This window comes from Agarivorans sp. D1326 (genome assembly GCF_056958115.1).
This window is the reverse complement of the sequence record NZ_JBTWEN010000001.1, coordinates 268732-294066: the sequence shown is the minus strand read 5'-3', so window position 1 is coordinate 294066 and position 25335 is coordinate 268732. Positions and strand designations below refer to the sequence as shown.

Sequence of the window (25335 nt, the reverse complement as noted above, 5' to 3'; positions counted from 1 at the left end):
TAATGACGGTAAATAGCGATAAACACTATAACCAAATGCTGCAACAATTTGCTGTTGCAGCTTTTGAGTTTCTGAGTCCTGTAGATTCGGCCGAACAATGGGTGCGTGAAGGCTCCGTAGATAGCATGGGTGAACTGTATCAGTTTTGGCAGTTACAGCATCCAGAAGCGGGCAAAATCTACTGGCAAAGTCGCAGTTGGAGCATGTTGGCTTGGCAACCTATCAGCCTTGCCTTGATTGCTTGTTACCAAGTGCAAGCCAGCCCCGATTTATCTCGTTTGAGTCAGCGTTATCATTTAGGCAATGTATTTGGTTATCGTTTTGAAGCTAACGAGTTAGCGCTTTGGCAGCAATTTGAGTCTGCTGCTTTACTACGTAAATCAATTGCACAATCTCTACGCGTTTTGCTGGATCAGCTGCTAAAAGATTTTAGCCAAGTGGCTCGGATTAGCCCTAGTACCGCTTATCGAAATATCGCCGATGGGCTATTGGATATGATGTTACGTGGAGCAAAAGCTAGCCAGCAAGTGATTAAGCCCGAACTTGTTGAGCATGAATTTCAACATTGGTTGCAAGATTTAGCACTGCCTCTTGAACCCCGAGCAACATTATTTGAAGACCCACAAGGTAGCCTGCAAGTTGCGAGGGTGAGTTGTTGTATGGACTATAAAAAACAGCAGGGGAGTTATTGTGTTGGCTGCCCATGCGAGCCGAAATAAAAGGCAGAACAATAAAGATGTATCAATTAAGCAAGATAAACGTTGAGCGAGATAATAGAAGCATATTGTCTATTGACGAACTAAGCATAGATCCCACCGCCTTTACCGTAGTGCTTGGACATAATGGCTCTGGTAAATCTACCTTGGTCAATCTGTTAACCCAGCAGTTTTCGCCAGATAGCGGTGAGATAAGCCTTAACAACAAAACCTTAGCTAGCTATAAAGCGCGCGAGTTAGCGCAATTGGTGGCTTATCTTCCTCAGCAACTACCGCAAGTTGCAGGTATGACAGTACATGAGCTGTGCAAGCTGGGGCGTTTTCCATGGCGTGGAAGTTTTGGCCGCTGGCAGCCTCAAGATTATCAGGCAATTGAGCAGGCCATTGAACAAACCGATTTAGTTCAATATCAGGACAGCTTTGTCGATGAGCTAAGTGGCGGCGAGCGCCAGCGTGCATTTATTGCGATGTTATTGGCGCAGCAGTCGCCATTATTGGTACTGGATGAGCCGACTTCAGCCTTAGACATTAGCCATCAATACCAGCTTATGGAGCTGCTTCAGTCACTCAACAAACAAACTCAAAAGGGAATGGTGGTAATTATTCACGAACTTAATTTGGCTTTGCGCTACGCCACCAATGTTATTGCCTTAAAACACGGCAAGGTGGTGTTTTCTGGCCCTAAAAGCTTGTTGGAGAATGAAGCGACGTTATCCGATTTATTTGCCAGCAATATTAAGTTGCTTGAGCACCCTCAAGATCACACCAAGGTGGCAACAGTATGTTTGTAGCACTCACTCGCATTAGTTTAATTTTTTGCTTATTTACGGCTGCTGCTAAGGCAGACATTATGGTTGAAGATAGTCTCGGAACCCATAAACTGAGCGCGCATCCGCAAAGAGTTGCCGCGCTTAACTGGGATGTTGCCGAGCAAGTGCTGGAGTTGGGAGTTACACCTATTGCTATGTCTGACATTGGCGGCTATCAAGAATGGGTAGTACAACCCAAGGTACCGCAAGGGGTGGTGGATATTGGTACACGCACCGAGCCAAATTTGTCATTACTGGCTGAACTAAAGCCCGACGTTATTCTTATTGCTTCTCCACAAAAAGACCTTATGGCGCGTTTATCGGCCATTGCACCAGTGCTGTTCTATCAAAACTACAGCGCTAAACACAAAAACGCTGAAGCGGTGGTAGAGAACTACCTTCGAATCGCTCAGTTGTTGAATAAAACAGAGTTTGCCCAGCAACGCTTGGCAGATACTCAACAAGAATTAGATTCACTCTCCCAGCAGCTGCTTGAGGCTTATGGTGGAGAGCTGCCAGAAGTTGCTGCTATTCGTTTTGCCAGCACCAGCTCTGTTTATCTTTATGATGAAAACTCTATTCCAGTACATGCTCTCAATCGTTTAGGTATTCGTTCTGCCATGCCAGAGCGAGGCAGCCAATGGGGCGTGGCCAAAAAACGCATTACCGAACTTGCCCAAGTAGAGCAGGGCATGGTGTTGTATTTTGAACCTTTTGCTCATCATCAAGCCTTAGATAATTCTAGGCTGTGGCAAGCAATGCCTTTTGTTAAAAATCAACGAGTAAGCAGTGTTGCTGCAACTTGGAGTTATGGCGGCGCTATGTCGGTGTTGTACAACGCACGAGCCTTAACTAAAAGCTTACTGGAACTATCACCTCAATGATTAAAGCTTACTCCATCTCGCTTGGCGCGCTGCTGCTTGGTTTGGTATTAAGCCTAGTGTTTGGTAGCGATTTAGCGTTTCAGCGGCAATGGCAATTGATTGGCGGTGTCGAGCCTGAACAATTTATAGATTTTGCTTACCTTTACTCACTGTTGCCACGTATGACCATGGCCTTAATGGTTGGGGCAAGTTTAGGCTTAGTGGGCAGCTTAATGCAGCTGCTCACTCAAAACCCTTTGTTGTCTCCACTAACTATGGGAACCTCTTCAGGGGCTTGGCTAGCTTTGGTGATGCTTAACTTATGGGTGCCGCTTGATATTGCAGATTTAAGTGCGGCGGCCGCGATGATTGGTGCAATGTTCGCCATGTTTTTGGTCATCGCCATTGTCGGTATACGCAACCTTAGTGGCTTGCCAGTCGTGCTGGCCGGTATGGCGGTAAACATTGTTTTAGGAGCGGTGGCCACCGCAATCATTTTGCTGAATGAGCAATTTGCTAGCAACTTGTTTATTTGGGGGGCTGGCGATTTAGAGCAAAATGATTGGTTTTGGCCGCTTTGGTTAGCCCCTCGTTTGTTGCCCGCCATTTTGATTTTTCTATTAGCCCCGCGGGTCCTGAGTTTACTTAAACTTGGCCAGCAAGGCGCAGCGGCACGTGGTTTAAATGTAGTGCCAATGTTTTTGCTGCTATCGGTAGTGGGTGTGTGGTTAGTGGCGGCCAGTATTACTGCTGTAGGGGTGATTAGTTTTGTTGGGTTAATTAGTCCTAATATCGCGCGGCGCGTAGGCGCAAGAACAACCACTAATGAACTATGGTTGAGCTGCATTATTGGTGCATTGCTATTAGTATTCACCGATTTATTAGCCAATGCCTTAAGTGAGCAAATTGGTGATGTTGTGCATAGTGGTATTGCAGCAGCACTGGTTGGTGCGCCAATACTTATAGTGCTATGCCAGCGGCAGTTACGCGCGCAAGATCAGCTTTCTTTAAGCTTACCTCAATCAAGATTGCGTTGGCGTAATCGTTATTATGGCTTAGCTGCTTTTATTATTGCTTTAACTGCTTTGCTTTCTTTACTGGGACAGCATAATGCAGGAAGTTGGAGCTTAGCGATCCCAGATGCATTCAACTGGTTATTACGCTGGCCTCGCTGGTTAACTGCAGTATCGGCTGGTGCAGCGCTCGCGGTGGCTGGGTGTGTATTACAACGTTTAATTTTTAACCCTCTAGCTAGCCCGGACATTTTAGGGGTTTCTGCTGGGGCCACCATGAGCTTGGTAGGTTTAACCGTTATCACTGGTGCCAGCATTTTTAGCGCATCTCCCTGGGTGGCTATATTAGGCAGTACCATTGTATTAGCCCTATTGTTTTTGTTTAGTACTTATCGGCAGTTTTCTCCGGCCAAACTGGTTCTGTGTGGTATTGCGTTAGCGGCATTGATTGAAGGTTTAGTGCACTTTGCGTTAGCCAGCGGCCAGCAAGAGATATACGAAATTTTGGCTTGGTTGGCAGGTTCTACCTATCGGGTTAGCCCAGAAGCCGCATTACGCTTAGCTGCAGTAAGTTTTGTGGTAATTTTAGGTTTGTATGTGTTACATCCTTGGCTAAGTTTGATTTCGGCTGGTCGCTCGTTTGCACAAGCAAGAGGCCTAGCTGTGCCCAAAGCTTATGTGTTGATGTTACTGGGAGTAGCCTTACTGTGTGCCATGGTAACTGCTACCATGGGACCGGTAGCATTTGTGGGTTTGCTGGCGCCACATGTTGCGGTAATGCTAGGGGCGCGTTTAGCTAAACAACAGATTATTGTGTCTGCCTTGGTAGGGGCTTTATTGTTGTCTTTTGCAGATTTGATAAGCCAATGGATTTTTTATCCTAGCCAAGTGGCTGCTGGAACCTTGGTATCAATTATTGGTGGTATTTATTTTATCGCCTTATTGGTGCGTGGTCAGCGACAGGCCAGAGCTTAATCAATGAAAATGAGAATTAATTGCGTTACACTCGGCGTGTATTACTATTGCTGCCAGCGCTTAATCAGTGCTGGTTCTATTAAACGATTGGAAGTATTCATGTTTAGTTATCTACTTCGAGTCAAATGGTTGTTGTTAACAGCCAGTTTGATGACAAGCATTTCCTTTGGCTCGCAAGCCGAGCAGTTAGATCAAGCACGCAAGATTGAAGGCGAGATTGTTGACCAAGCAAAACACAGTCAACAACGTATCGACCAATCAAGTGATCAGGCTTTGGCCTTAGCGTCAGAGATTCAAGCGCTAGAGCGAGAAGTGAGCCAACTAAAGGTATACAAAAATCACCTTAGTCGCTTAGTTGAAAGCCAGCAAAGTGAGCAGCATAGTTTACAAGAACAACTCAATGAAATTGGCTCAACTCGCTTGGGAGTAGTGCCACTTATGTATCAAATGCTCGAGGGGCTAGCCCAATTACATGAGCAAGATTTGCCGATCCGCAGTGAGGCTCGCCAGCAGCGCCTAGCAAAGTTAAATACGCTAATGAGCCAAGCGGATGTTAGCGACTCAGAAAAGTATCGTCGGATATTAGAAGCCTATCAAATTGAATTGGATTATGGCTTGAAATTAGGCAGCTACGAAGCGCAAATTGAGCTTGATGGCCCACGCCAAGTAGAGCTGTTAAATCTAGGCAGAGTAAGCTTGGTCGCGCGTAGTTTAGATCATCAACAGTATTGGGCATGGCATCAAAATAGCCAGCAATGGCAAGTTATCGAAAGTAAGCAGCATAGCAATGTAGGCTTAGCCTTTGATGTAGCAAATAAAGTCGCAGCACCGAGTTTATTAGTACTGCCACTGGCGCTAAGTACGGAGGCTAATCAATGAAACCCTTTGTATTGATAACACTGCTGGCTTTAAGTCACAACGCGGCTTTGGCAGAAGAAACCTTACTAAGCACCACGCAACAAGCTAAGCAGCAAGAGTTACAGCATAACCAAGTAAGAGAGCAAGGCTTTGAGCAAGATTTAGCGCAGCTTAAAGCGCGCCAGCAAGCTTTATTGGCCGAGCGTGATGCCTTACAGAAGGATACAGATAGTTTAAGTGATAGTTTCACTAACAATGAAAAAACCTTAGCAGAATTAGAAACCGAGCTACATTTAGCGTCTGGTAGTTTAGGCGAGTTATTTGGTGTAGTGAGGCAAGCCGCTAAAGAGCTCAAACTAGAGTTACAAACCAGCGCATTGGTGGCAAATCAGCCAGAGGTGTTATCCACCTTAGATCAAATAGAGCAAGCGCGCGCGCTGCCCTCTATGACTGAACTAGAAGGTTTGTGGCAAGCATTTGATAACACCATTCAAGCTAGTGGCCGTATTGAACACCTGCAATTGCCTTATTTTGATAACCAAGGGCAGTTACAGCAGCAGGAGTTTTGGCGTTTAGGCGGCTTTGGTTTGGTTAACGAACAAGGTTATGCTCGCTGGGATGGTAAGCAAGCTAAGTCGTTTATTGTGCAGCCTGAACTTGCGCCTACGGCCACAGAACTGCAGCAAGCACCGGGCAAGTTTGTGAGCTTGGATCCAAGCCATGGAGGTTTGTTGCAACAATTGGCCGAGCAACCGACTTTAGCTCAGCGTTTTGCCCATGGTGGGGTAGTCGGTAAAGTTATCGCACTATTGTTTGCATTAGGAATGCTGATTGCCTTATATCGAGGTATTCGTTTACTCATTATTCGCAGTCAAATTCGGGCTCAGCTAAAGCAACCTGCTAATCCAAAAGATAATCCTTTAGGCCGAATATTACAGGCTTATAAAGCCGACCAAGACCAAGCTGTAGAAGCAATAGAGCTGCGTTTACTTGAGCAAATTGTAGATGAACAGCAGCATTTAGAGCGTGGCTTAAGCATGATTAAATTGCTTGCAGCGCTAGCACCAATGTTGGGTTTATTGGGGACAGTAACTGGAATGATTGAAACGTTCCAGGTGATTACTCAGTTTGGTAATGCCGATCCTAAAGTAATGGCAAGTGGCATCTCAATGGCCTTGGTGACGACTGTTCTTGGGCTTATTTCTGCTATGCCTTTGCTGTTCTCGCACAATGTACTGCATGCACAAGCCGAGGCGATTCGTAACATACTCGAGAAGCAAAGCTTGGGATTGGTTGCACAGCGGGCAGAGGCAAACCATAGCTTAAAGGCCATAAGTAACAATGCTGCTTGAGCTAATCAACCAGCTACCTGACTGGGCCAATATTAACGAGTTCATGCTGCGGGGCGGGCCGGTACTTTGGGCCTTAGTTGCCGTGGTAGCTGGCTTTTGGTTACTTAGTTTAGAGCGTTTGCTGTTTATAGTGTGGGATTTTCCGCGCTTGCAAAACGTCTGGAAGTCTCGCTGGGATGCCCGTGAAGAGCAGCATTCTTGGCTGGCCTTGTGGCAGCGTAATGCTTGGTTGAGCGAAGCAGAAAACGCTTTGAAAAGAAATTTTAATCTCTTGAAACTGCTGGTGGCACTTTGCCCAATGTTAGGTTTACTGGGTACGGTAACCGGGATGATCGTGGTATTTGATACCATGGCTAGCCAAGGTAATGCCGATCCGCGATTAATGGCAGCAGGCATTGCTAGAGCAACACTACCTACTATGGCTGGCATGGTCGCAGCCCTTACCAGCATGTTTATCTATTCACGTTTATCGCGGTTAAGCCAGCGTAAACAGCTACATTTAGAAAAGCTTTTAAGGAGTCGTCGATGAGATTAGGTCATCGCAGGCAACAGCACGAAGAAGCGCAAGTCGACCTTACGTCGATGCTGGATATTGTATTCATTATGTTGATTTTCTTCATTGTGACTAGCTCATTTGTTAGAGAGTCGGGTATGGAAGTGCAAAGGCCGCAGGCGAGTAATGCGGTTGCTCAAGCTAACGCTGGAATTTTTGTAGCAGTGGATGCGCAAAACCGGATCTTTATCGATCAACGCATGATTGACGTAGAGCGAGTTCAAGCTAATTTGGAGCATTTACTGTTAGAACAACCTAGCGCCAAGCTGGTTATTCAGGCCGATAAACATGCCTATAATGGCACAGTAGTAAAAGTGATGGATGGCGCTAAAGCTGCCGGTATTCAAGACATCGCTTTGGCCACCGAGGCGCCATAATGCTGCGTTTGTTGTTAATCAGCCCCTTAGCTGTGTTGTTGGCTATTAGTCTGTTTGTAGCGATGAACTCTATGGTGCATTTTCAACGCAGTTTGCCGGAAGATAATTCAGCGAAGCCGAATTTGTTTATTCAGCTACAACAGCCTGAAAGTATTGCCCAGCGCAGACAGCGCCGCTTACCTGAGCCGCCAGAACCGATGCCGGAAGCGCCAAGTTCAAGCGCTACCAGTGCACCTGAGCAAGCGTCTAGTCACGACCAACAACTTAATACTTTGGCGATGCCAAGCATTAACTTTGAAAGTAATGTTAGTGCGCTAAGCTTATCGGCACCCAATTTACCTATGGTTGCCAACGTTCAACAGCAAGACATTTTGCCACTGCATCGTATAGAGCCTAAATACCCAGAGCGGGCTAAACGACGTAATATTGAAGGCTATGTGAAATTCAGTATCACTATCAATGAGGCTGGGCGAGTAACAGATATTAAGGTTTTAGATGCCAAACCCAAAGGGGTGTTTGAGCGCGAAGCATACAAAGCGCTGTCGCGATGGAAGTACCAACCACAAATGGTAAATGGTAAAGCCACAAAAATTGCAGATCATACTGTTATTATTGATTTTGAGGTTCCTGCTGCAGATGATTAGGATCTTATTGGCTACTTTAATGTTTTGCGGGCTAAGTTCTGGGCCACTGTTTGCTCAAGAACTCAGTCGGAATACAGCAGAAAGGGTGCAACGAGTATTTCAATTGCAACAAGATGGCGAACTCGCTAAAGCCATTTCTCAGTTAGAACAACTCAAGCCCAGCGGTAAATATGACCAAGCTTACATAGCTAGAATGTTGGGGATTTATTATTGGCAAGACGAGCAGGTAGCGTTATCTAAAGCAAAACTGGTAGAGGCTGTGAACTTGCAAGCGTTTCCCCCACAACAGGCTTGGGAAACGCGAAACATGCTGGCCGAAATACTACTTAGCGAGCAACATATTGATGAGGCATTAAGCCATTTTGAGATATTGCTGACTCAAGTTCAGCAACCGGAGTTAGAGCTTGATATTAGTCCCTCACAAACGCTTAATTTACGCGCTAATTTAGCTTACGCTAATTATCAACAACAAAACTGGCAAGCGGTGTTAGATCATTTAGCCGCGTTAGAACAGCTGCAAGTGTTAGATAAAAACAATCTAAGTATGCGTTTTATCGCTCAAGTGCAGTTAAAGCAGTTAAAAGCGGCGATCATCACCAATCAAGCTTTACTGGTGTTAGAGCCAGAAACGCTGCGTTGGTGGCAACAACTAAGTGCTTTGTACAGCCAAACCCAGCAACATCAAAAAGCCTTAGCTACCTTAGTTTCTGCAGAGCGTTCGGGATTAGCCTTAGGGGAGAACTTGTTACGCCATAAAGCCCAGTTATATGCGTATCTGAGAGTGCCAGAAAAAGCAGCCTTGAGTTATGCGCAATTGGCTGATGCGGATTCTGATGCCTCATTATTACTTCGCCAAGCACAACTTTGGCAGCAAGCAAGAGAATGGCAAAAGTCAGCGAAGTATTGGCAACTGCTTGCTGAGCATAAGCCTGAGTACAATCTGCAGTATGCTCAGGTGTTGTTATTAAGCAATCAATATACTCAAGCTATTGAGGCTTTAAAACTAGCTGATCCGCAAGAACAACAAGCTAAATCGCAGCTATTATTGGCCGAGATTTACTTAGAGACAAAAGATTACTCACTGGCTTATGCCGCTGCTCAACGTGCGCATAACCTTGAACAAAGCTCGCAAAGCGAGCGCTGGTTAAACTATTTAGAAGCCTTAGTTGCCGATACAAAAGCTTAAGCAAACCAAGCTAATCGGAAAGAAAGGCCAAGGGCAACAAAGCCAACACTGAGCAAAGTAACTGCGATGATATGCAAGGCCATATCCCACAAGTTATTGCAGGATAGTTTAGGTAAAACGCGTAACTTGGCGTCTAAGGCTAAACCAAAGGTTAAAGCCAATAATAGTAGTTTACCGGCGATGCCGTGGCTTATAGGGTTACTCATGCTAAACCAAAGGCTCACATCGGGGAGCCAATGGTAAGCCAGAAAAAGCCCGGTAATCACTTGAATAATTAACGCTGGCATTCCCACCTTTTCAAAAGCTTGCTCAAAATCTAGTAGCATTTCCGGTGATTTGGCTCTTAAAACTTTGGGTAATATCACCAAGCAAAGCACGATATGTCCGCCGGTCCAAATAGTTGCTGCGATGAGGTGAGCGAGTAGCAAAAGGCTGTATGTCATTAGGTTTCCTTACCTTGGGGAGTTATTTGCACTATAAGCGAATGGCTAGCTAGTAACCTTGATAATTATCATTCAAATACGAATGTTAATTGTTTTTGTTACTGAGTTTTGGAAGACATCAGGTTGTACGCTTTTTGAGGGTAGGTTGGCTTTGAAAGGTGGTGACTAAAGTGCTTTGCTTAGGCTAGCTTGAACTTGGAAAGCGTTTATTGGCTCAAGCAAAAGCAGATGTTTTGCAGGTAACAAAAAGCCCGTAGCTCATTGAGCTACGGGCTGCTATTTGGTCGGAACGAGAGGATTTGAACCTCCGACCCCCGACACCCCATGACGGTGCGCTACCAGGCTGCGCTACGTTCCGAATTGAGCAATGAATTTACTTAGCTATCAGAGTGCTGTCAATACACCACTTTGGTTTTTGTGCTTAAGTGTTCATTCAATGTACAAATTACTGTTGAGGTTGATAAAAACGCTTTAAGTCGTTTAATACTTGTACCAACATAGGCACAGATACACGAGCGTTGCTGGATTTTAGATCGCGATCTAACACCCGATAGCTACCTGATTGATTAAATAGAGTAATCTGGTTGCGTTGAACAACGGCTTGTTGTTCTTGGTTACCTATTAATATCCAATCGCGCTTACGCTTCTTAAATAAGTTTTGTCCGGTGCTATAGTTCGCGCTGTTAGATGCTACTGAGAGCATTTCTTCAAGCAAGGTTGGCACTATATCGTTATGGCTAGTATCACTGTGCAATAGTGATGGGTTTTTATCTGGCCAAGATATAAATAACGGCACTTGAGTTTGATAGCGGCTAAAGTTGCTATTGTTACCCCAGTAGTTGCTATTACCATCGTTTAGCTCGTTTCCGTAGTCGGATGTTACCACTAAAATGGTGCGCTCTAATTGGCCGCTTTGAGCTAGTTGCTGGTACACCTTGTTCAGTTGCGAGTCCACAACTGTGGCGGCATCTGAGTAATGCTGGCTTAAGGACTCAGGTGTCACTTCGCTCATAGTTTCACCGCTGCCATTGTCATAAGCAGCAACGCCATTTAGATATAAAAAGTTAAACCAAGGAAGTTGCGCATATTGGCTTTGCTGCCAGATTAGCCATTCCTGTATGGCTTTCTCGTCACCCGCAGCTCCGCCTGGCCGCTTGGTCATATCGAGGTTTGAAAGCTCGCTAAAGCTGGTTCCTGCTAATTCCGGCAGGTTTAAGCCACGGCTACTAAACAATTCGATTTGATAATTGCTGTCTTGAAGTGCAGACACCAATACAGAGCCTTGGCTTTCCGTTTTAAAGCTCGGCCAATAACTGGTCGGGATTCCGTAAAACAAACTAAATAAACCTTCTTGCGGTTTATTGCTGCCACTGTAGTGACTAAAAAACTGGCTAGAGCGTTTAGCTTGCTTCCAGCTGTTTGGCATTGCTTGTTGGTTAAGCATATCCCAGCGTAAGCCTTCTACTACCACGAGCATTAAGTTGTAGCGCTGTTCAACTTGGTCATATTTTAGTGGTGAGATAGGGTAGCGAAGTTGCCCTTGCTGCTCTTGTTCTTGTGCTTTGATTTGTTTGTAGTAGGCGTCTACATCAAAAATGCCTTGCTCTTGTAAGAAGCTTCGCGCGGTAAGCGGGTAGAACAAAGGGTAGTTATTCTTTTGTCGAGTAATGGTGGTGTAATTTGTTGCATCGGCCCAAGCGTGCACAAAGTGGGTTAACAAAAAGCAAATGAATAAGACACCAGCAATTGGACCACCAAGGCGTTTGTGCTCTAAACGGCGTAAATACTTCCAACACAGTTTTGCGAGCCAAAGCTCTAACAGAAAGATAAAAGGTACAGATACAAACAATAAGTTAAGTGTATTGGCTTGGCTGTTTTGCTCTTCATCTATAAGTAGTTCCAACAAAGCTGGATTTAGGTGCAAATTAAAAGTAGCAAAGACCTCAGTATCAACAATCAGTAAGCTTATTCCGATGGTGGCGAACAACGCCCCAACAAAACGCAATGAGCGATTACTAGGAATAACAAAACTGAGTGGAAATAGGGTAAGCAAGAAAATAACAAAGGCAATAAAGGAAAATTGCCCTAACCAACTCACAATTAAATAGCTTTGACCTAAAAATGTTTCCGGTGGGGTAGCCAGAACCAGATAACGTAGGCCAACAATTAAGGCCAAAATTATATTTGATAAACAAAACCAGTGGCCCCAGCTTATAAGCTGAGACACTTTGTCGCGGTACTGTTTTGAGCTATTTACCATTGCGAGACAGGAAATCCTTTTGTGTGCTTATTTTTCGTCGTTAATCGAATTTTTTAGTGCTTTGGCAAAGCCCTCGGTGAGCTTTTTTCTTTGCTCTGGCGCAACACGCTGATTGATCATACAGGTAGCGGCATTGCCCAGTACCATTAGCGCTAAATCAGTGGTTACATTGTGATTGTCGACTACTTTGAGTACATCATTAAGTAATTGTTCCACCTGCTCTGTGGAATATTTTGAAACTATTGCCATTACTTCTCTGCAAATTTGCTGATAAAGACGCGTATAATACCCCACCTTGTCAGCAAACACTAACAGTAAGAGACTATGAGCATTTCCTTAAAACACCTTATTTTACATTCACTAGAGCTAGTTGAAGATGGCACCATTGGGCTGCAAGCACGAGCCGAAGAAATGGCTCATAGCGAAGAGGCGCTTAGCTTAATAGAGAGCTTACATCTTAACTATAGTGGAAGAGCAGCTAAAGGCTTTGGCTTTTATAACCAAGAAAATGACAGCCCCTTCAAACAACAATTGGATGCCTTATTAAGCCAAGACGTTGATTTTCATAAATACAGTGTTGATGCTGGCACGGTATTGATTGAAGAACTAAAGAAATATGATTTTGTAGAGCAAGGTGTATTGCTTCTGGCTAACTACGAGCATGTTGCTGGCGAGTATCTACTTATCATGCTGCTAGAAAATAAAACCTCGCCTGCAGTAGACGATAGCTTAGAACTTACTGCTAGCCGCTATTTAGAAACCAGTTCCGTGCAACTTGCTGCACGTATCGATATTACCGATATGCAACGTAATCCTGAGTCACAGCGTTATGTTTCTTATGTAAAAGGAAGAGCTGGGCGCAAAATTTCAGATTTCTTTGTGGAGTTCTTGGGGTGTGACGATGGCTTGGATGTCAAAATGCAAAATGCCGTACTTATGCAAGCTGTTGACGATTACTGCCAAGCGACTCAGTTAGATAAAGAAGAAAAGCTTGCCTATAAAGATGAAGTTAAGTCTTACTGTGAACAACAGCTAAAGGATGGCGAAGAAATTGTAGTAGGGGAGTTGGCTAAGGCTTTACCTACTGCCGAAGAGAACGTTGATTTCTACCAGTTTGCTGCTGAGAATTACCCCCTTGAAGAACAATTTCCAGCAGATCGTACAGCACTGAAAAAACTGGCTAAATGTTTTGGTCAAGGGAAAGGTGTGTCGGTAAGTTTCGAACAAAAATTGTTAGGAGATCGCGTTTTTTACGACGAAGCAACAGATACATTGACGATCGTTGGAATCCCACCTAACTTAAGAGAACAGTTGAAAAATAACAAATAAGTTAATTGGATTGCTTGAAAAGGTTATCAGTTTCAATTTTGTAGTTTAATTACTACATGGAAAGGTTTTCAAGTGTATATGCTGGTAATTATGTTGTTTTATTACCACCGTTAGGTGATTAAATCACCTCTTGAGGCAGGCTGCACCTCGGTTTAGGGGTTTGTAGTATAATTTCAAAAGTGCGAGCTAAGTCATGTGTTAAGCCAGCCTTATGAGCTAGAATCTAGCGCAGCAAGTTACTCTTGCGACCCAAAAATAATCATAACGACAGTTAAGGAAAGGCTAATGAAAAAGACAATTCTTGCATCTGCTATTGCGGTTGCTTCTTTAGGCATGGCATCTAATGCTTTTGCTGCAATTGAAGAAGGCCAATTAACCATTTGGGTAAATGGTGATAAAGGCTACAACGGCTTGGCTGAAGTAGGTAAACGCTTTGAAGCTGATACTGGTGTTAAAGTAAGTGTTGCACACCCAGACGATGCCCCTGGTAAATTCCAACAAGCGGCTTCAACTGGTTCAGGTCCTGATATTTTCTTATGGGCTCACGACCGTTTCGGTGACTGGGTTGATGCAGGTCTATTAACTGAACTTAAGCCAAGTGCTGAGAAAAAAGCAGCAGTAGAAGACTTTGCTTGGAACGCGGTTACTATCGACGGCAAAGTATACGGCTACCCAATCGCTATTGAAGCGGTAGGTCTTATCTACAACAAAGACTTAGTGCCAAACCCTCCTAAGACTTGGGAAGAAATCCCAGCTCTAGATACAGAGCTTCAGAAGTCTGGTAAGCACGCTATCCTATGGGATTACAACAATACTTACTTCTCATGGCCTCTACTGGCTGCGAACGGTGGTTACATCTTCAAATACGAAAACGGTGCTTACGACGTTAAAGACACTGGCGTAGCAACTGACGGCGCTAAAATGGGCGCTAAAGTAATTAAAGATCTTATCGAAAATGGTCACATGCCTAAAGGCGCTGACTACGGTGTAATGGACTCTGCCTTTAACAAAGGTGAAGTAGCAATGGTTATCAACGGTCCTTGGGCTTGGGATAACATGGAAAAAAGTGGCATCAACTACGGTGTAACTTACATTCCAACTATCAACGGTAACAAAGCTAAGCCAATGGTTGGTGTATTAGCAGGTGCGGTTAACTCTGCGTCACCTAACGCTGACTTAGCGGTAGAGTTCCTAGAAAACTACCTTGTTACTAATGAAGGCTTGAAATCTGTGAATGACGATGTACCACTAGGTGCTGTAGCACTTAAGTCGTACATGGAAGAGCTTTCAAGCGACCCTCGCATCGCTGCAACTTTCGCAAACGCTCAAGATGGTGAGCCAATGCCTAACGTAGCTGCAATGGGTAAATTCTGGTCTGCGATGGCAACATCTCTAACCAACATCACTAGTGGTCGTCAACCTCTAGAGAAAGCACTAGACGCCGCTGCGCGTCGCATAGCGAAATAATACGGTCATATTATTTCGGTCAGGAGGAGGATATTGGTCTATCCTCCTCTTTATTAATTTCGGTCAAATACAAAGGTTGTACATAAGATGGGTCTTTCTGCGTCTCCAGGTTTTATGCAGGGCAAGTATGCTTGGCTAAAACTTCTGCTGATCACGGCGATTGTATTGCTTAACGGCTATGCAATTGTTTTGATGTATGCAGGTGGTGAATATGCATTTGCATTGCTCACCCTTGTTGTTGTTTCTACCGGTGTTTACGTTTTTTTAAGCAAAAAAATGTATGCGCACAGATATATCTTCCCCGGCATTGCGGGGATGGTCGTATTTATCATCTTCCCTCTGGCATACACCATTGGAATTGCTTTCACCAACTATAGTGGCACCAACTTATTGTCGCTTGAGCGGGTAGAGCAGTTACATATCCAGAAGACTTATATGGCGAAAGGCGGTTCATTTGACTTTCAGCTACATCAAGAATCTGAAGGTAAGTATGTTCTAGCACTGTCACAAGACGACAAATATTTTGTTACTCGTCCTGTTGAAGTAGTGTCTAACGCCGATGTTCGCGCACGCAAATTAACGCTGGCAACTAAGCGAATTAAATTACAAGAAGTTGACGCTTTACCTTCTAGTGAAAAAGCGCCAATTAAAGAAATTATCTCTCATCGTCAGTTCTTCAATAGCATTGTATTAGTTACGCCTAATCAAGATGAACTGGTTATGAATGGCCTTCGCAAATTCTCTGCGATGAAGCCTTTATATACACGCCTTGAAGATGGAGTAGTGCTAAAAGAAAGTGGCGCTATTTTACCTGGGCCTTCTATTCTGCGTAACAACCAGACTGGCGAGCTTATGCTGCCAAACATGGAAACAGGTTACTACCAGTACATTGATGGTGATGGTGAGTTTGTTGGTAACCGTTTAGCGCCTGGCTTTACTGTTGGCGTAGGTTGGAAAAACTTTGAACGTGTTGCTACCGATAAAGGTATTAAAGAACCGTTCATCGAAATCTTCATTTGGACAGTAATTTTTGCTGCTGCATCTGTAGCATTTACCTTAGCAATTGGTATGGTTTTAGCCTGTCTAATTCAGTGGGAAGAGCTAAAAGGTCGCGCTATTTATCGCGTAGTACTCATTCTCCCCTATGCAATTCCAGCCTTTATCTCAATCCTAGTATTTAAAGGTTTATTCAACCAAAACTTTGGTGAGATTAACGAAATCTTAAATGGCTTATTTGGCATCAAGCCAGACTGGTTTACTGACCCGGTAATGGCCAAGTCGATGATTTTGATCGTTAACACTTGGTTGGGTTACCCCTACATGATGATTTTATGTTTGGGTATGCTTAAGTCTATTCCAGAAGACTTATACGAAGCTTCTGCGATGGACGGTGCGGGTCCAATTAATAACTTCTTCAACATTACAGTTCCGTTGTTAATGAAACCTCTAACACCATTATTGGTGGCTTCTTTTGCCTTTAACTTTAACAACTTTGTTTTGATTCAGTTATTGACCAACGGTGGTCCTGATATCATTGGTGCTTCGACACCAGCTGGTACAACCGACTTACTCGTAAGTTACACCTACCGAATTGCCTTCCAAGGTGACGGTGGTCAGGATTATGGTCTTGCAAGTGCCATTGCAACCCTAATTTTCTTAGTGGTTGGTGCACTAGCATTGATTAACTTGAAACTAACTAAAGCTGATAAAACGGCATAAGGAGAAGCTACTATGGCAATGGTTCAACCTAAATCATTGAAATATAGAAAACTAGCTACTCACGTAGTGCTATGTTTGTTTCTATGTTTAATTATTTTCCCATTATTAATGGTAATCACAATTTCATTCCGTACTGGTAACTTTGCGGTAGGTGAATTGATTCCATCTAACCCTACTTTAGATCACTGGCGCTTGGCCTTAGGGATTACAGTTGTAAACCCAGATGGTTCATTAACACCGCCTCCATTCCCAGTACTAACTTGGTTATGGAACTCGATTAAAGTAGCGGGTATCTCAGCCTTACTAATCGTGGCTCTATCTACTACTAGTGCTTATGCGTTTGCTCGTATGCGCTTTAGAGGTAAAGCAACCATTCTTAACGGTATGTTGATTTTCCAAATGTTCCCATCTGTATTGGCCTTGGTAGCAATTTACGCCTTGTTCAACAAGATTGGTGAATACATTCCTTGGTTGGGTCTAAACACTCACGGCGGGTTAATTTTCGCTTACCTAGGTGGTATTGCACTTCACGTGTGGACCATTAAAGGGTACTTCGAAACTATTGACCCGGCCTTAGAAGAGTCTGCTGCTATTGATGGCGCAACTCCTTGGCAAGCGTTTAGATTGGTATTGTTACCGCTTTCTGTTCCTATTTTGGCAGTAGTGTTCATTCTTGCATTCATTGGTGTAATTACCGAAGTACCAATGGCGTCTGTATTGATGCAAGATGTTGATAAGCTCACGCTCGCCGTAGGTGCTCAACAATATCTCTATCCGCAAAACTACTTGTGGGGCGATTTTGCCGCTGCAGCTGTATTGTCAGGATTCCCTATCACGCTAGTGTTCCTAATGGCTCAACGTTGGTTGGTCGGCGGGTTAACAGCTGGTGGTGTTAAAGGTTAAATTATTTGGGCGTAGCTACTGGTGTAGCTACGCAAAACAAGATTGATTGCGAGTAAAGCGAACGCTTTATTCAGTTTGGAGCTAATAATGGCTGATGTAATTCTAAAAAATGTACGTAAAAACTACGATCCGGCAATTCACCAAGATACCTTGCGTGATATTAACCTAGATATTAAAGATGGCGAGTTTGTTGTATTTGTTGGTCCATCAGGTTGTGGTAAGTCAACGTTGCTACGTATGATTGCTGGCTTAGAAGATATTACTAGTGGTGAGCTTAACATTGGTAGTAAGTTCATGAATGACGTACCGCCAGTAGAACGTAATGTAGGTATGGTGTTCCAGTCTTACGCACTATACCCACACATGGATTTACGCGAAAACATGTCTTTCGGCCTTAAATTGAAAAAGGTTGATAAAGATACGATTAAAACTCGAGTAGATAATGCTTCTGACATTCTAGGCCTAGATCCTCTTCTAGACCGTAAGCCAAAAGAGTTAAGTGGTGGTCAGCGTCAACGTGTTGCTATTGGTCGTTGTATTGTACAGCAACCAGGCGTATTCCTATTTGATGAGCCACTATCTAACCTTGATGCAGCACTTCGTGTGAAGATGCGTATCGAGATTGCTAAACTGCACAAAGAACTGCAATCAACTATCATCTACGTTACCCACGACCAAGTGGAAGCGATGACCTTAGCTGATAAGATTGTGGTACTTAGCCCACTAGACCCCAATGCTGCAACTAACTTGGAGCAATACGGTTCTCCGTTAGAGCTTTACCATAACCCAGCTAACAAGTTTGTTGCTGGCTTTATTGGTTCGCCAAAAATGAACTTCATCGAAGGCGAAATCGTAGAAACTGGTGAGCACGAAAGTAAAGTTAAGTTGGTGACTGGTGATGTTATCACTGCTGCGGTTGATACTAGCCGTGCAAGCGTAGGTGATTTAATCGAGCTTGGTTGCCGTCCTGAGCACTTGGTAGAAGATACCCATGCTCATGCAGAGAACTTCATTACAGGTACAGTAGTAGTTGCTGAACACCTAGGTTCAGAGTCTTACGTTTATATGGACGTTAAAGGCTTTGATTTCACCTTTAAAGCACGCAGTGAATTCCCAAGTAAAAATGGCGATGAACTACGTGTAGGTCTACCAACTAAAGCTTGTTACTTGTTTGATAGCAATGGCATTGCGTTCCCGCGTACTGCCAAGTACAACAAAGACTAGAAGTTGACCGTTAATTCAAAAGCGACCCTCGGGTCGCTTTTTTTGTGCCTTAAATAGTGCTTACTCTGGTTTAACCGGGGGTTTTGTTTTCTCGTTGTACAATTTCTAAAAGCGCACTCTCAATAAATTTTTGCTTAAGTTTGTCGTCGGCATCAAAACTTAAACCGTAATGCACTTTTTCTGGTGAGCGTTGTTCTAAATGCTGATTGCAGATACTCGCGGTTATCGCCAAAGGATCTTGGCCTTCTATTGGTAATTCTAACGTAAATGCTTGTTTGGTTAACGGCAGTGGAATAGGGCTAGACACGAAGCCACCGCCATTTAAGGACAAGTCTTTAAGCAAACCGCTAAAGGATTCTTGGCTATCAGCGCTACTGCGCATGTTGCAAGACAAGGAAATAGGTAAGCGACTGTGTTGGCGCAAGCTGATTTTTTGCACGTTGCGCGGATAATCAAGTACTACCCAGCGGCCAACACTACTCATTAGCTTAGATATAGAACCGCGATAGGCAAATATTGTAGCGTTTGGGTCACCTTCGTTAACAATACGAACAACAATTGACTGGCCTTCTCGAATTAAATCTCTAGCTGCTTCCCAATTTTGGTCTATTCCGCGAGATAAAATCACACACATTCCTGGCTCAATACCAATTAAGCGACTTCTTAAGCGCAACGGCTTTGTAGGAGTGGGTATTTGTAGATGCACTTCGGTTTGACAAGGAAGGGCATTAAACTGCTTGAGAAGTTCCGGAGCTATAGGGTCCACATCGATATCTATCGTTTCCATGACATAGTTTAACCATATCATAGTTCTACGCTGTTTGGATTAGAGAGCATTGAGGCGATGACTATTCTATGCGCTTGCCGTTATAATGAGCCGCATTCGCGTTTATGAGCAGCACTATGAAATTATTTGTAAAAGATTTAACCGTAATCGACTCTACCTACCTTTGCCCAGATCGTGGCTTAGTGGGAGAGAGTTGGTTAGTAGACATAGAGTTAGGTGGTTCACTTAATGATATGGATATGTTGTTAGATTTTGGCCAAGTAAAAAAGCTGATTAAACGTTTAATCGATGAAAAGGTCGATCATAAACTGTTGGTGCCTATTCGCTCGCCTCTATGTAAGGTAAAAACAGGCGAAGGTTATACCCAATTGGACTTCATGCGACCGCATGGAAAGAGCATTCATTTACGTTGCCCTGATGAAGCGTATACCTTTATTGACTCGGTAGAGGTGAGTAACGAAGCCTTAACCGCGTACGTAAAAAATGTAGTTTTAGAGCAGCTGCCGGCGAATATTCAAGATCTGGCTATTACCTTAAGACACGAATCTATCGATGGTCCTTATTATCACTACAGCCACGGTTTGAAAAAGCACGATGGCAATTGTCAACGTATTGCTCATGGGCATCGTTCCACTATCGAAATTCAGGTAGATGGGGAGTATGACATTGACTTAGCAACCAGTTGGGCGATGAAGTGGCGTAATATTTATCTTGGTAGCGAAAGTGATGAAATTAGCCAGCAAGATATTAGTTTTTACCAGCAGCAAGACTGGCAAGATCATTACGCGTTTGCCTATCAATCGCCGCAAGGTTTTTTTGAACTGGTGCTCCCTAAACAAGAAACAGACATTCTTCCCTGCGAGACTACCGTCGAGAATTTAGCTGCGTATATTGCGTCTACCCTTGCTAAGGTGATGGAAGGACATAGCTTGAAGGTTATAGCTTACGAAGGGGTAGGAAAGGGTGCCATATCCGAGGTTTATCGCTAATAAAAAAGGCTCCTTTGGAGCCTTTTTTATTTACAGCGCAATCTACAGGGTAAAGCGTTTAACTAGCGAATCTTGTTGTCCTGCTAATTCACCAAGCTCTTCACTTGTGCTGGTCACTATTTCAATGCTTTGGTAGTTCTCATCGCTAATGTCTGAGATACGGTTAAGGTTGTTGGATATCTCAGCGCCGGTGGCTTGCTGTTGTTCTGCCGCTGCCGCAATTTGGCTACTCATATCAGAGATTTGAGTAATAATGCCTTGGATTTCTTCCATTGCACCGTTGGCGTCAGAGCTTTGAGAAATACTGGCTTGCATTTCTGAAGAACACTCCGACATAACTGATACAGCGCGTTGAGCACTTTTCTGTAGGTTTTCAATCATAGATTGAATTTCGGTTGTTGAGTTGGTGGTTTTCTGTGCCAATACTCGCACTTCGTCAGCAACTACTGCAAATCCACGGCCTTGCTCACCGGCGCGAGCGGCTTCAATAGCGGCGTTTAAGGCTAACAAGTTGGTTTGATCGGCAATGCCTCTGATTACATCTAAGATTGAACCAATACTGTTACTCATGCTGTCAACTTCACCAATAACCGAACTACTGTGTTCTAGTTTTTCTGATAATTGGTGAGTAGTAGTAATGTTGTTGCTCATTACTTGTCGACCAGAGTTTGCAGCTTCTTCAACTTCCATTACTTTTTCTAAAGTAATGTTAGCGCTCTTGGCTACTTCTCTAACCGATTGCTCCATTTCCGTCATAGCTGCTGCAACAGACGCTGTTTCTTGGCGTTGATTATCCAATTCAACTTTGGCGGTATTAAGGGTAGTGGAGTTACCGTTAGATACATTCGAGAGACTTTCAGCGGCCTGGCTAATATCATTAAGAACCGAGCGCATTTGCTCCATCATGCTGTTGGCAGAATCAGCTAGTTGGCCAAATTCGTTGGTACTTTGGTACTTAACAGTTTCGGTCATATCACCGGCGGCTGCCGCTTTAAGGGTCTTAAGTAATAAGTTAAGTGGTTGTTTAATAGAACTTGCAACGTTCCAAGCAACCAATAAGGCTAATGGAATAACTATTACCATCGCAGTAATTAGCTGAATGCGGCTAGACTCCAACATCTTGTTGGCACTTTCGGAGGCATTGTCTACCTGAGCGTTTGCAATGTCGTTAATGCTAGAAAGCTGGCTAATGGCTTCAGTAATTTGGACAGAGGTCTCACTAACACGTTGAGCAATGGCTTCGTTGTCTTGTGTCACCTTTAGGTGGGCAGCTAACACACCATCAGACTTGGTCGAGTCCTTAACAAACTGGTCAATCTGATGGCCCATATCGTTACGTAGTTCAGGAATTTCTTCTTCTAGATCTGAGGTGGCGCTCAAGAAGTTTTTGATTAGCTTGTTGTTGCGCTTAAGGATTACAGATACCTTTTTAGACTGGCTAGTATTTAAGCCTTCTAAAGTATTTAGCTCGATAACGGCCATCGCGTTCAAGAAACTCTCAGCCGCCCAACGGATGTAGTCATCGTTCAATGCAGCTACTTTATCTGATAGGTTTTTCTTAAGTTGCGGTAGCATTACCGACAATTGGTTGGTACTACGCTTAACCGATTGTAAATCTTCCAAGTAATTAATGTTGTCGTTCATTACCTGCTTAGCTACTTGGAAGTAATTTTGGTCCAGAGCATTAAGCGCATCTAGGCGAGATTCCAACTCGTTATTGCCTTCCGACATTGAACGTAAAGTGCCAAGTGAAGAAATAAAAACGAGTTCACTTTGTTCAAAAGCCTCGCTACTAGCTTTAATAACATCTGCTTCGCTAGAGGTTAGAGCATCTTTAAAGTATTTATCTGCAGTGAGCAAATCTACCGCAAATTGGCTACTTTGTAACACTAATGGAGTGGCTTCTTCTGTTACGGTATCAAGCTGTTGGTTAAAGCGACTGCCAGTTTGTAACGACAATACGTTGGTGAGTACCATCATTAAAACCAGAAAGCCAAAACCAATGTTTACTCGATGAACAATAGAAATATTTTTAAAAAATTGGAGCGATGAGGCTACGTTCAGTGACTTTTTTTTCATAATTCCTCGACCAACCGATCTTGTTAGCTATTTATAGTTTTTATATTGTTTTATTTTGTTAAAAGTATGCCCTGTGTTGGCTGTTCTTACTATGTAAGAGATCACAACTCTACTCGCGCAGGCCGCTTTTATACTGATATTAGCGGCTGATTTAACTAAGACTTTACCTTTTAAACTTTTATCTAAAGCTAATCGTTCAAATAAAACACAACCAGGGCGCTTTTTTGCTAAATAATCTACCGCTAGGTTGGGCCTGTATAGCAAAATAGTTTATAAAGAAGATTCTTCATCCACATGAGTTTTAGCTTAGACAAATGGCCTTTGTACCTCGCATGTTTAAGTGCATGTTAGTAAACCGTCGGTTTCATCACTTTCTTTCGTATAAACCGCGAGTGTTTTTAGCTGCATTTTTTTCTAGCATAGTATTACTAGGTTGTAGCAGTGCAGTTTTCAGTGATCTTTTTGTGAGTTATGACGAGCAATTGCGCGCGAGCCGTTACCAACTAGGTTCAGGAAAATTTGAGCTAGCCTCGGACTTATTGGCCGAAGGTAAACAAGGCGATAATAGCTACTACCTTAAGCAACTAGAAAAGGGGCGGATGAGTTACTTAGCGGGCGATTTTGAACAAAGCCAAGCACATTTCACTACCGTCGACGAGCAACTTCAGTGGTTATCTCGGCAAGCGGAGTACCGTTTATCAACGGGTTTACAGAATGTTTCGGCCTTGGCGACCAACGATAACTTTATTGAGTACCATATTCCTGTTTATGAACAGGTTATGTTGCATCATTATCAGGCGATAAATTACTTGCATAGCAATGGCCTAGAGTCTGCATTAATTGAGGTACGCCGTGCGGCAATGATTCAACAACAAGCTATGCAAGAAGCACCAATTAGCCTAGAAGAGCAATTACGGGATTACACAGCGCAATACGACGATTTAATGCAAGAATACCCGCAACTAAACTCCAAGGATAAAGCCCTGGATAATGCTTTTCAAAATGGTTTAACGTTTGCTCTATCTGCTGCATTGTACTTGGCGGCGGGGCAAGAGGATGATGCTTACATCGATTACCGAAAGGCCTTAGCACTGGCGCCTAACAATAGCTATTTACAAGCCGAAGTAGCCCGCCTTGGCAAGAAACTCTCGATGAGTGACTATAAAAAGTATACCCCTGCAGAGCCAGTTCCCTTAAGTAAACAACAAGGTTTGCTGATTGTTCTTCATGAACAATCAATTGTTGCCGCTCGCCAAGAAGCCCGTTTTACATTGCCACTTTATAACCATAATCGCTGGGAAACCTACACGGTAGCGCTGCCCATTATGAGGGGAAATGCCCAAGTAAGCATTCCGCAAAAGCTAGCCGTTAATGGTGAGCGATTTGCTACCGAGCGTTTAGTGCAGTTTGATGACTTAGCGGCTAAGCAGTTGCAGCAAGACTTACCAGGTATATTGCTACGGCAAATCTTGCGGGTTATCACCAAAGACCAATTTAGGCGAGAAGTGAACAAAGACAAAGCTGATGACGAAGAAAATTGGGCAAATGCCTTAGTCAATATTTACAATGTTGCTTCAGAGCGCGCCGATACTCGTAGTTGGCAAACCTTACCGGCTTTAGCACAGATAGCCGTTAAAGCTTTGCCTGTTGGTGAACATACTCTAGAATTTGAGGGGTTAATTGAACCATCTACAAGCATTACTTTAAGGCCCAGAAGGGTTACCTTGGTATTAACTAATGATTTGGGTGCTCCTGCTCAAGTATTTAATTTATGAAGAGGGTAAAGCTATGAAATATTTGCTGTTACTAAGTGCATTGTTGGTTGGGTGCACCACTGATACCTCCGGAATTGCAGCCGACTCAGACAAACCTGATGGTAAACAATGGTTAATAGTAGATAACCTTAATCTAGGTCGTAAGCTCACCATTATTGATGCAGCAACCCACCAAGGTATGGATCGCCTACGTGGTGTCGCCACAATACAATCTTTATACAAAGGTGACTTAGATTTACAGTATCGTTTTTATTGGTACGACAGTAACAATGTACAATTGAACAACGCAACAACAGCATGGACGCCGCTAAGCTTGCACGGCAAGCAACAAATTCAGGTCCAATCGGTGGCGTTAGTTCACAACGCTAACCATTTCAAAATTTATGTTAGAGAAGTTGAATAACAGAGAGATATCCCATGAAAAAACTTGTATTAGCAGCATCCGTACTGGCATTTACCTTGACTGGGTGTTCAACTCAGGTGAGCTATGGCGACCCTCAAGAAGTTGAAACTGTAGATGTTGCTTTTGGTTCGACTGATTTGCAAAAGATTGCTGGCGAAATGACTGATTCCATGATCTCATCTCCTTTGTTAGCAGAAATCACCGCCAATAATCGTCCGATTGTGTTTGTTGAACGGATCAAAAATAAAACTACTGAACACATCGATACCGAATCGGTAACTGATTCCATCAGCACTAAGTTATTGCAATCTGGCAAATTTCGCTTTGTTGATATGAGCCGCGTGAATGAAGTGCGAGAGCAGCTCGACTTTCAAAATGATGGTGGCTTAGTTGACCCCTCAAAAGCGATTGCATTTGGTCAGCAGGTCGGCGCCGAATACATGCTCTACGGTAACCTAGCGAGTATCGTAAAAACCAACAAAAAGACTAAAGACGTTTATTACAAAATGACCATGCGATTAATGGATTTAAAAACCGGCCTAGTAGAATGGGCTGATGAGACTGAGATCCGTAAGGCCGAAACTAAATCTACTTTTGGTTGGTAGTGATTA

The 25335-nt window shown here is 43.6% G+C and carries 24 protein-coding genes and 1 tRNA gene; 19 read left to right on the top strand and 6 right to left on the bottom strand.

Features of this window, described 5'->3' with window-relative positions; all coding sequences use genetic code 11:
* Positions 1 to 2: 2 nt before the first annotated feature.
* The 10 genes from ACYFDN_RS01275 (at position 3) to ACYFDN_RS01230 (ending at position 9346) form a co-directional block, all read left to right on the top strand.
* The gene (locus tag ACYFDN_RS01275; RefSeq protein ID WP_483509743.1) at positions 3 to 719 is read left to right on the top strand and encodes a siderophore ferric iron reductase; all 717 of its coding nucleotides are present in this window, start codon (positions 3 to 5) and stop codon (positions 717 to 719) included.
* Between the two features lie 17 nt (positions 720 to 736).
* Positions 737 to 1507, top strand: coding sequence for an ABC transporter ATP-binding protein (locus ACYFDN_RS01270; protein ID WP_483509742.1), 771 nt, complete (start codon positions 737 to 739; stop codon positions 1505 to 1507).
* Positions 1498 to 2409 (top strand): iron-siderophore ABC transporter substrate-binding protein, encoded by a 912-nt coding sequence (locus ACYFDN_RS01265; protein ID WP_483509741.1) that lies wholly within the window; start codon positions 1498 to 1500, stop codon positions 2407 to 2409. The genes ACYFDN_RS01270 and ACYFDN_RS01265 overlap by 10 nt, the downstream gene beginning before the upstream one ends.
* Positions 2406 to 4376 carry a Fe(3+)-hydroxamate ABC transporter permease FhuB gene (fhuB, locus tag ACYFDN_RS01260; RefSeq protein ID WP_483509740.1) on the top strand — a complete coding sequence of 657 codons (1971 nt, stop codon included), beginning with the start codon at positions 2406 to 2408 and terminating at the stop codon, positions 4374 to 4376. Before ACYFDN_RS01265 ends, fhuB begins: the two co-directional genes overlap by 4 nt.
* Before the next feature lie 99 nt (positions 4377 to 4475).
* The gene (locus ACYFDN_RS01255) at positions 4476 to 5255 is read left to right on the top strand and encodes a DUF3450 domain-containing protein (protein WP_483509739.1); all 780 of its coding nucleotides are present in this window, start codon (positions 4476 to 4478) and stop codon (positions 5253 to 5255) included.
* Complete coding sequence (locus ACYFDN_RS01250) at positions 5252 to 6586, top strand: MotA/TolQ/ExbB proton channel family protein (protein ID WP_483509738.1); 1335 nt, start codon at positions 5252 to 5254, stop codon at positions 6584 to 6586. The genes ACYFDN_RS01255 and ACYFDN_RS01250 overlap by 4 nt, the downstream gene beginning before the upstream one ends.
* The gene (locus tag ACYFDN_RS01245; protein WP_152781006.1) at positions 6576 to 7115 is read left to right on the top strand and encodes a MotA/TolQ/ExbB proton channel family protein; all 540 of its coding nucleotides are present in this window, start codon (positions 6576 to 6578) and stop codon (positions 7113 to 7115) included. The genes ACYFDN_RS01250 and ACYFDN_RS01245 overlap by 11 nt, the downstream gene beginning before the upstream one ends.
* On the top strand, positions 7112 to 7516 hold the full coding sequence (locus tag ACYFDN_RS01240) for an ExbD/TolR family protein (protein WP_220721177.1): 405 nt from the start codon (positions 7112 to 7114) through the stop codon (positions 7514 to 7516). The genes ACYFDN_RS01245 and ACYFDN_RS01240 overlap by 4 nt, the downstream gene beginning before the upstream one ends.
* On the top strand, positions 7516 to 8160 hold the full coding sequence (locus ACYFDN_RS01235) for an energy transducer TonB (protein ID WP_483509737.1): 645 nt from the start codon (positions 7516 to 7518) through the stop codon (positions 8158 to 8160). Before ACYFDN_RS01240 ends, ACYFDN_RS01235 begins: the two co-directional genes overlap by 1 nt.
* The gene (locus ACYFDN_RS01230; protein WP_483509736.1) at positions 8153 to 9346 is read left to right on the top strand and encodes a tetratricopeptide repeat protein; all 1194 of its coding nucleotides are present in this window, start codon (positions 8153 to 8155) and stop codon (positions 9344 to 9346) included. The genes ACYFDN_RS01235 and ACYFDN_RS01230 overlap by 8 nt, the downstream gene beginning before the upstream one ends.
* On the opposite strand, the gene ACYFDN_RS01225 is transcribed toward ACYFDN_RS01230, so the two are convergent.
* The 4 genes from ACYFDN_RS01225 to ACYFDN_RS01210 form a co-directional block, all read right to left on the bottom strand.
* Positions 9343 to 9789 (bottom strand): copper resistance protein CopD, encoded by a 447-nt coding sequence (locus ACYFDN_RS01225; protein ID WP_483509735.1) that lies wholly within the window; start codon positions 9787 to 9789, stop codon positions 9343 to 9345. The genes ACYFDN_RS01230 and ACYFDN_RS01225 overlap by 4 nt on opposite strands.
* A 281-nt stretch (positions 9790 to 10070) precedes the next feature.
* A tRNA-Pro gene (locus ACYFDN_RS01220) sits at positions 10071 to 10147 on the bottom strand.
* 87 nt (positions 10148 to 10234) lie between these two features.
* Complete coding sequence (locus ACYFDN_RS01215) at positions 10235 to 12049, bottom strand: DUF3413 domain-containing protein (RefSeq protein WP_483509734.1); 1815 nt, start codon at positions 12047 to 12049, stop codon at positions 10235 to 10237.
* 27 nt (positions 12050 to 12076) lie between these two features.
* Complete coding sequence (locus ACYFDN_RS01210) at positions 12077 to 12298, bottom strand: YejL family protein (RefSeq protein ID WP_040307371.1); 222 nt, start codon at positions 12296 to 12298, stop codon at positions 12077 to 12079.
* Between the two features lie 75 nt (positions 12299 to 12373).
* Between ACYFDN_RS01210 and yejK the strand changes: the two genes are divergently transcribed.
* The 5 genes from yejK (at position 12374) to ACYFDN_RS01185 (ending at position 18691) form a co-directional block, all read left to right on the top strand.
* A complete protein-coding gene (yejK, locus tag ACYFDN_RS01205) occupies positions 12374 to 13378 on the top strand; it encodes a nucleoid-associated protein YejK (RefSeq protein ID WP_338625942.1) in 1005 nt (334 codons plus the stop codon).
* 285 nt (positions 13379 to 13663) lie between these two features.
* Entirely contained in the window at positions 13664 to 14845 is a 1182-nt protein-coding gene (gene malE, locus ACYFDN_RS01200; protein ID WP_152780990.1) for a maltose/maltodextrin ABC transporter substrate-binding protein MalE, read from the top strand.
* An 87-nt stretch (positions 14846 to 14932) separates the two neighbouring features.
* On the top strand, positions 14933 to 16564 hold the full coding sequence (gene malF / locus ACYFDN_RS01195; protein ID WP_338625945.1) for a maltose ABC transporter permease MalF: 1632 nt from the start codon (positions 14933 to 14935) through the stop codon (positions 16562 to 16564).
* Between the two features lie 12 nt (positions 16565 to 16576).
* Positions 16577 to 17467, top strand: a complete 891-nt coding sequence (gene malG / locus ACYFDN_RS01190; protein WP_016402572.1) for a maltose ABC transporter permease MalG — start codon at positions 16577 to 16579, stop codon at positions 17465 to 17467.
* Positions 17468 to 17554: 87 nt separating this feature from the next.
* Positions 17555 to 18691, top strand: a complete 1137-nt coding sequence (locus tag ACYFDN_RS01185) for an ABC transporter ATP-binding protein (protein ID WP_016402571.1) — start codon at positions 17555 to 17557, stop codon at positions 18689 to 18691.
* A 70-nt stretch (positions 18692 to 18761) separates the two neighbouring features.
* On the opposite strand, the gene ACYFDN_RS01180 is transcribed toward ACYFDN_RS01185, so the two are convergent.
* Positions 18762 to 19478: a PilZ domain-containing protein gene (locus tag ACYFDN_RS01180; protein ID WP_040307370.1), complete on the bottom strand. Its 717-nt coding sequence runs from the start codon at positions 19476 to 19478 to the stop codon at positions 18762 to 18764.
* A gap of 116 nt (positions 19479 to 19594) precedes the next feature.
* Here ACYFDN_RS01180 and ACYFDN_RS01175 point away from each other — a divergent pair, with 116 nt between their 5' ends.
* The gene (locus ACYFDN_RS01175; protein ID WP_483509733.1) at positions 19595 to 20467 is read left to right on the top strand and encodes a 6-carboxytetrahydropterin synthase; all 873 of its coding nucleotides are present in this window, start codon (positions 19595 to 19597) and stop codon (positions 20465 to 20467) included.
* A 42-nt stretch (positions 20468 to 20509) separates the two neighbouring features.
* Here the strand turns inward: ACYFDN_RS01175 and ACYFDN_RS01170 are convergent, their stop codons facing one another.
* Positions 20510 to 22546 (bottom strand): methyl-accepting chemotaxis protein, encoded by a 2037-nt coding sequence (locus tag ACYFDN_RS01170; RefSeq protein WP_483509732.1) that lies wholly within the window; start codon positions 22544 to 22546, stop codon positions 20510 to 20512.
* 314 nt (positions 22547 to 22860) lie between these two features.
* On the opposite strand from ACYFDN_RS01170, the gene ACYFDN_RS01165 reads away from it, so the two are divergent.
* Genes ACYFDN_RS01165 through lpoB form a run of 3 tightly spaced genes read left to right on the top strand, consistent with a single transcriptional unit; the run spans position 22861 to position 25329 of the window.
* Positions 22861 to 24321, top strand: a complete 1461-nt coding sequence (locus ACYFDN_RS01165) for a COG3014 family protein (protein ID WP_483509731.1) — start codon at positions 22861 to 22863, stop codon at positions 24319 to 24321.
* Positions 24322 to 24334: 13 nt separating this feature from the next.
* On the top strand, positions 24335 to 24724 hold the full coding sequence (locus tag ACYFDN_RS01160; protein ID WP_016402566.1) for a YcfL family putative periplasmic lipoprotein: 390 nt from the start codon (positions 24335 to 24337) through the stop codon (positions 24722 to 24724).
* Between the two features lie 14 nt (positions 24725 to 24738).
* Positions 24739 to 25329 (top strand): penicillin-binding protein activator LpoB, encoded by a 591-nt coding sequence (gene lpoB, locus ACYFDN_RS01155; RefSeq protein WP_040307368.1) that lies wholly within the window; start codon positions 24739 to 24741, stop codon positions 25327 to 25329.
* The last annotated feature ends 6 nt before the right edge of the window (positions 25330 to 25335 follow it).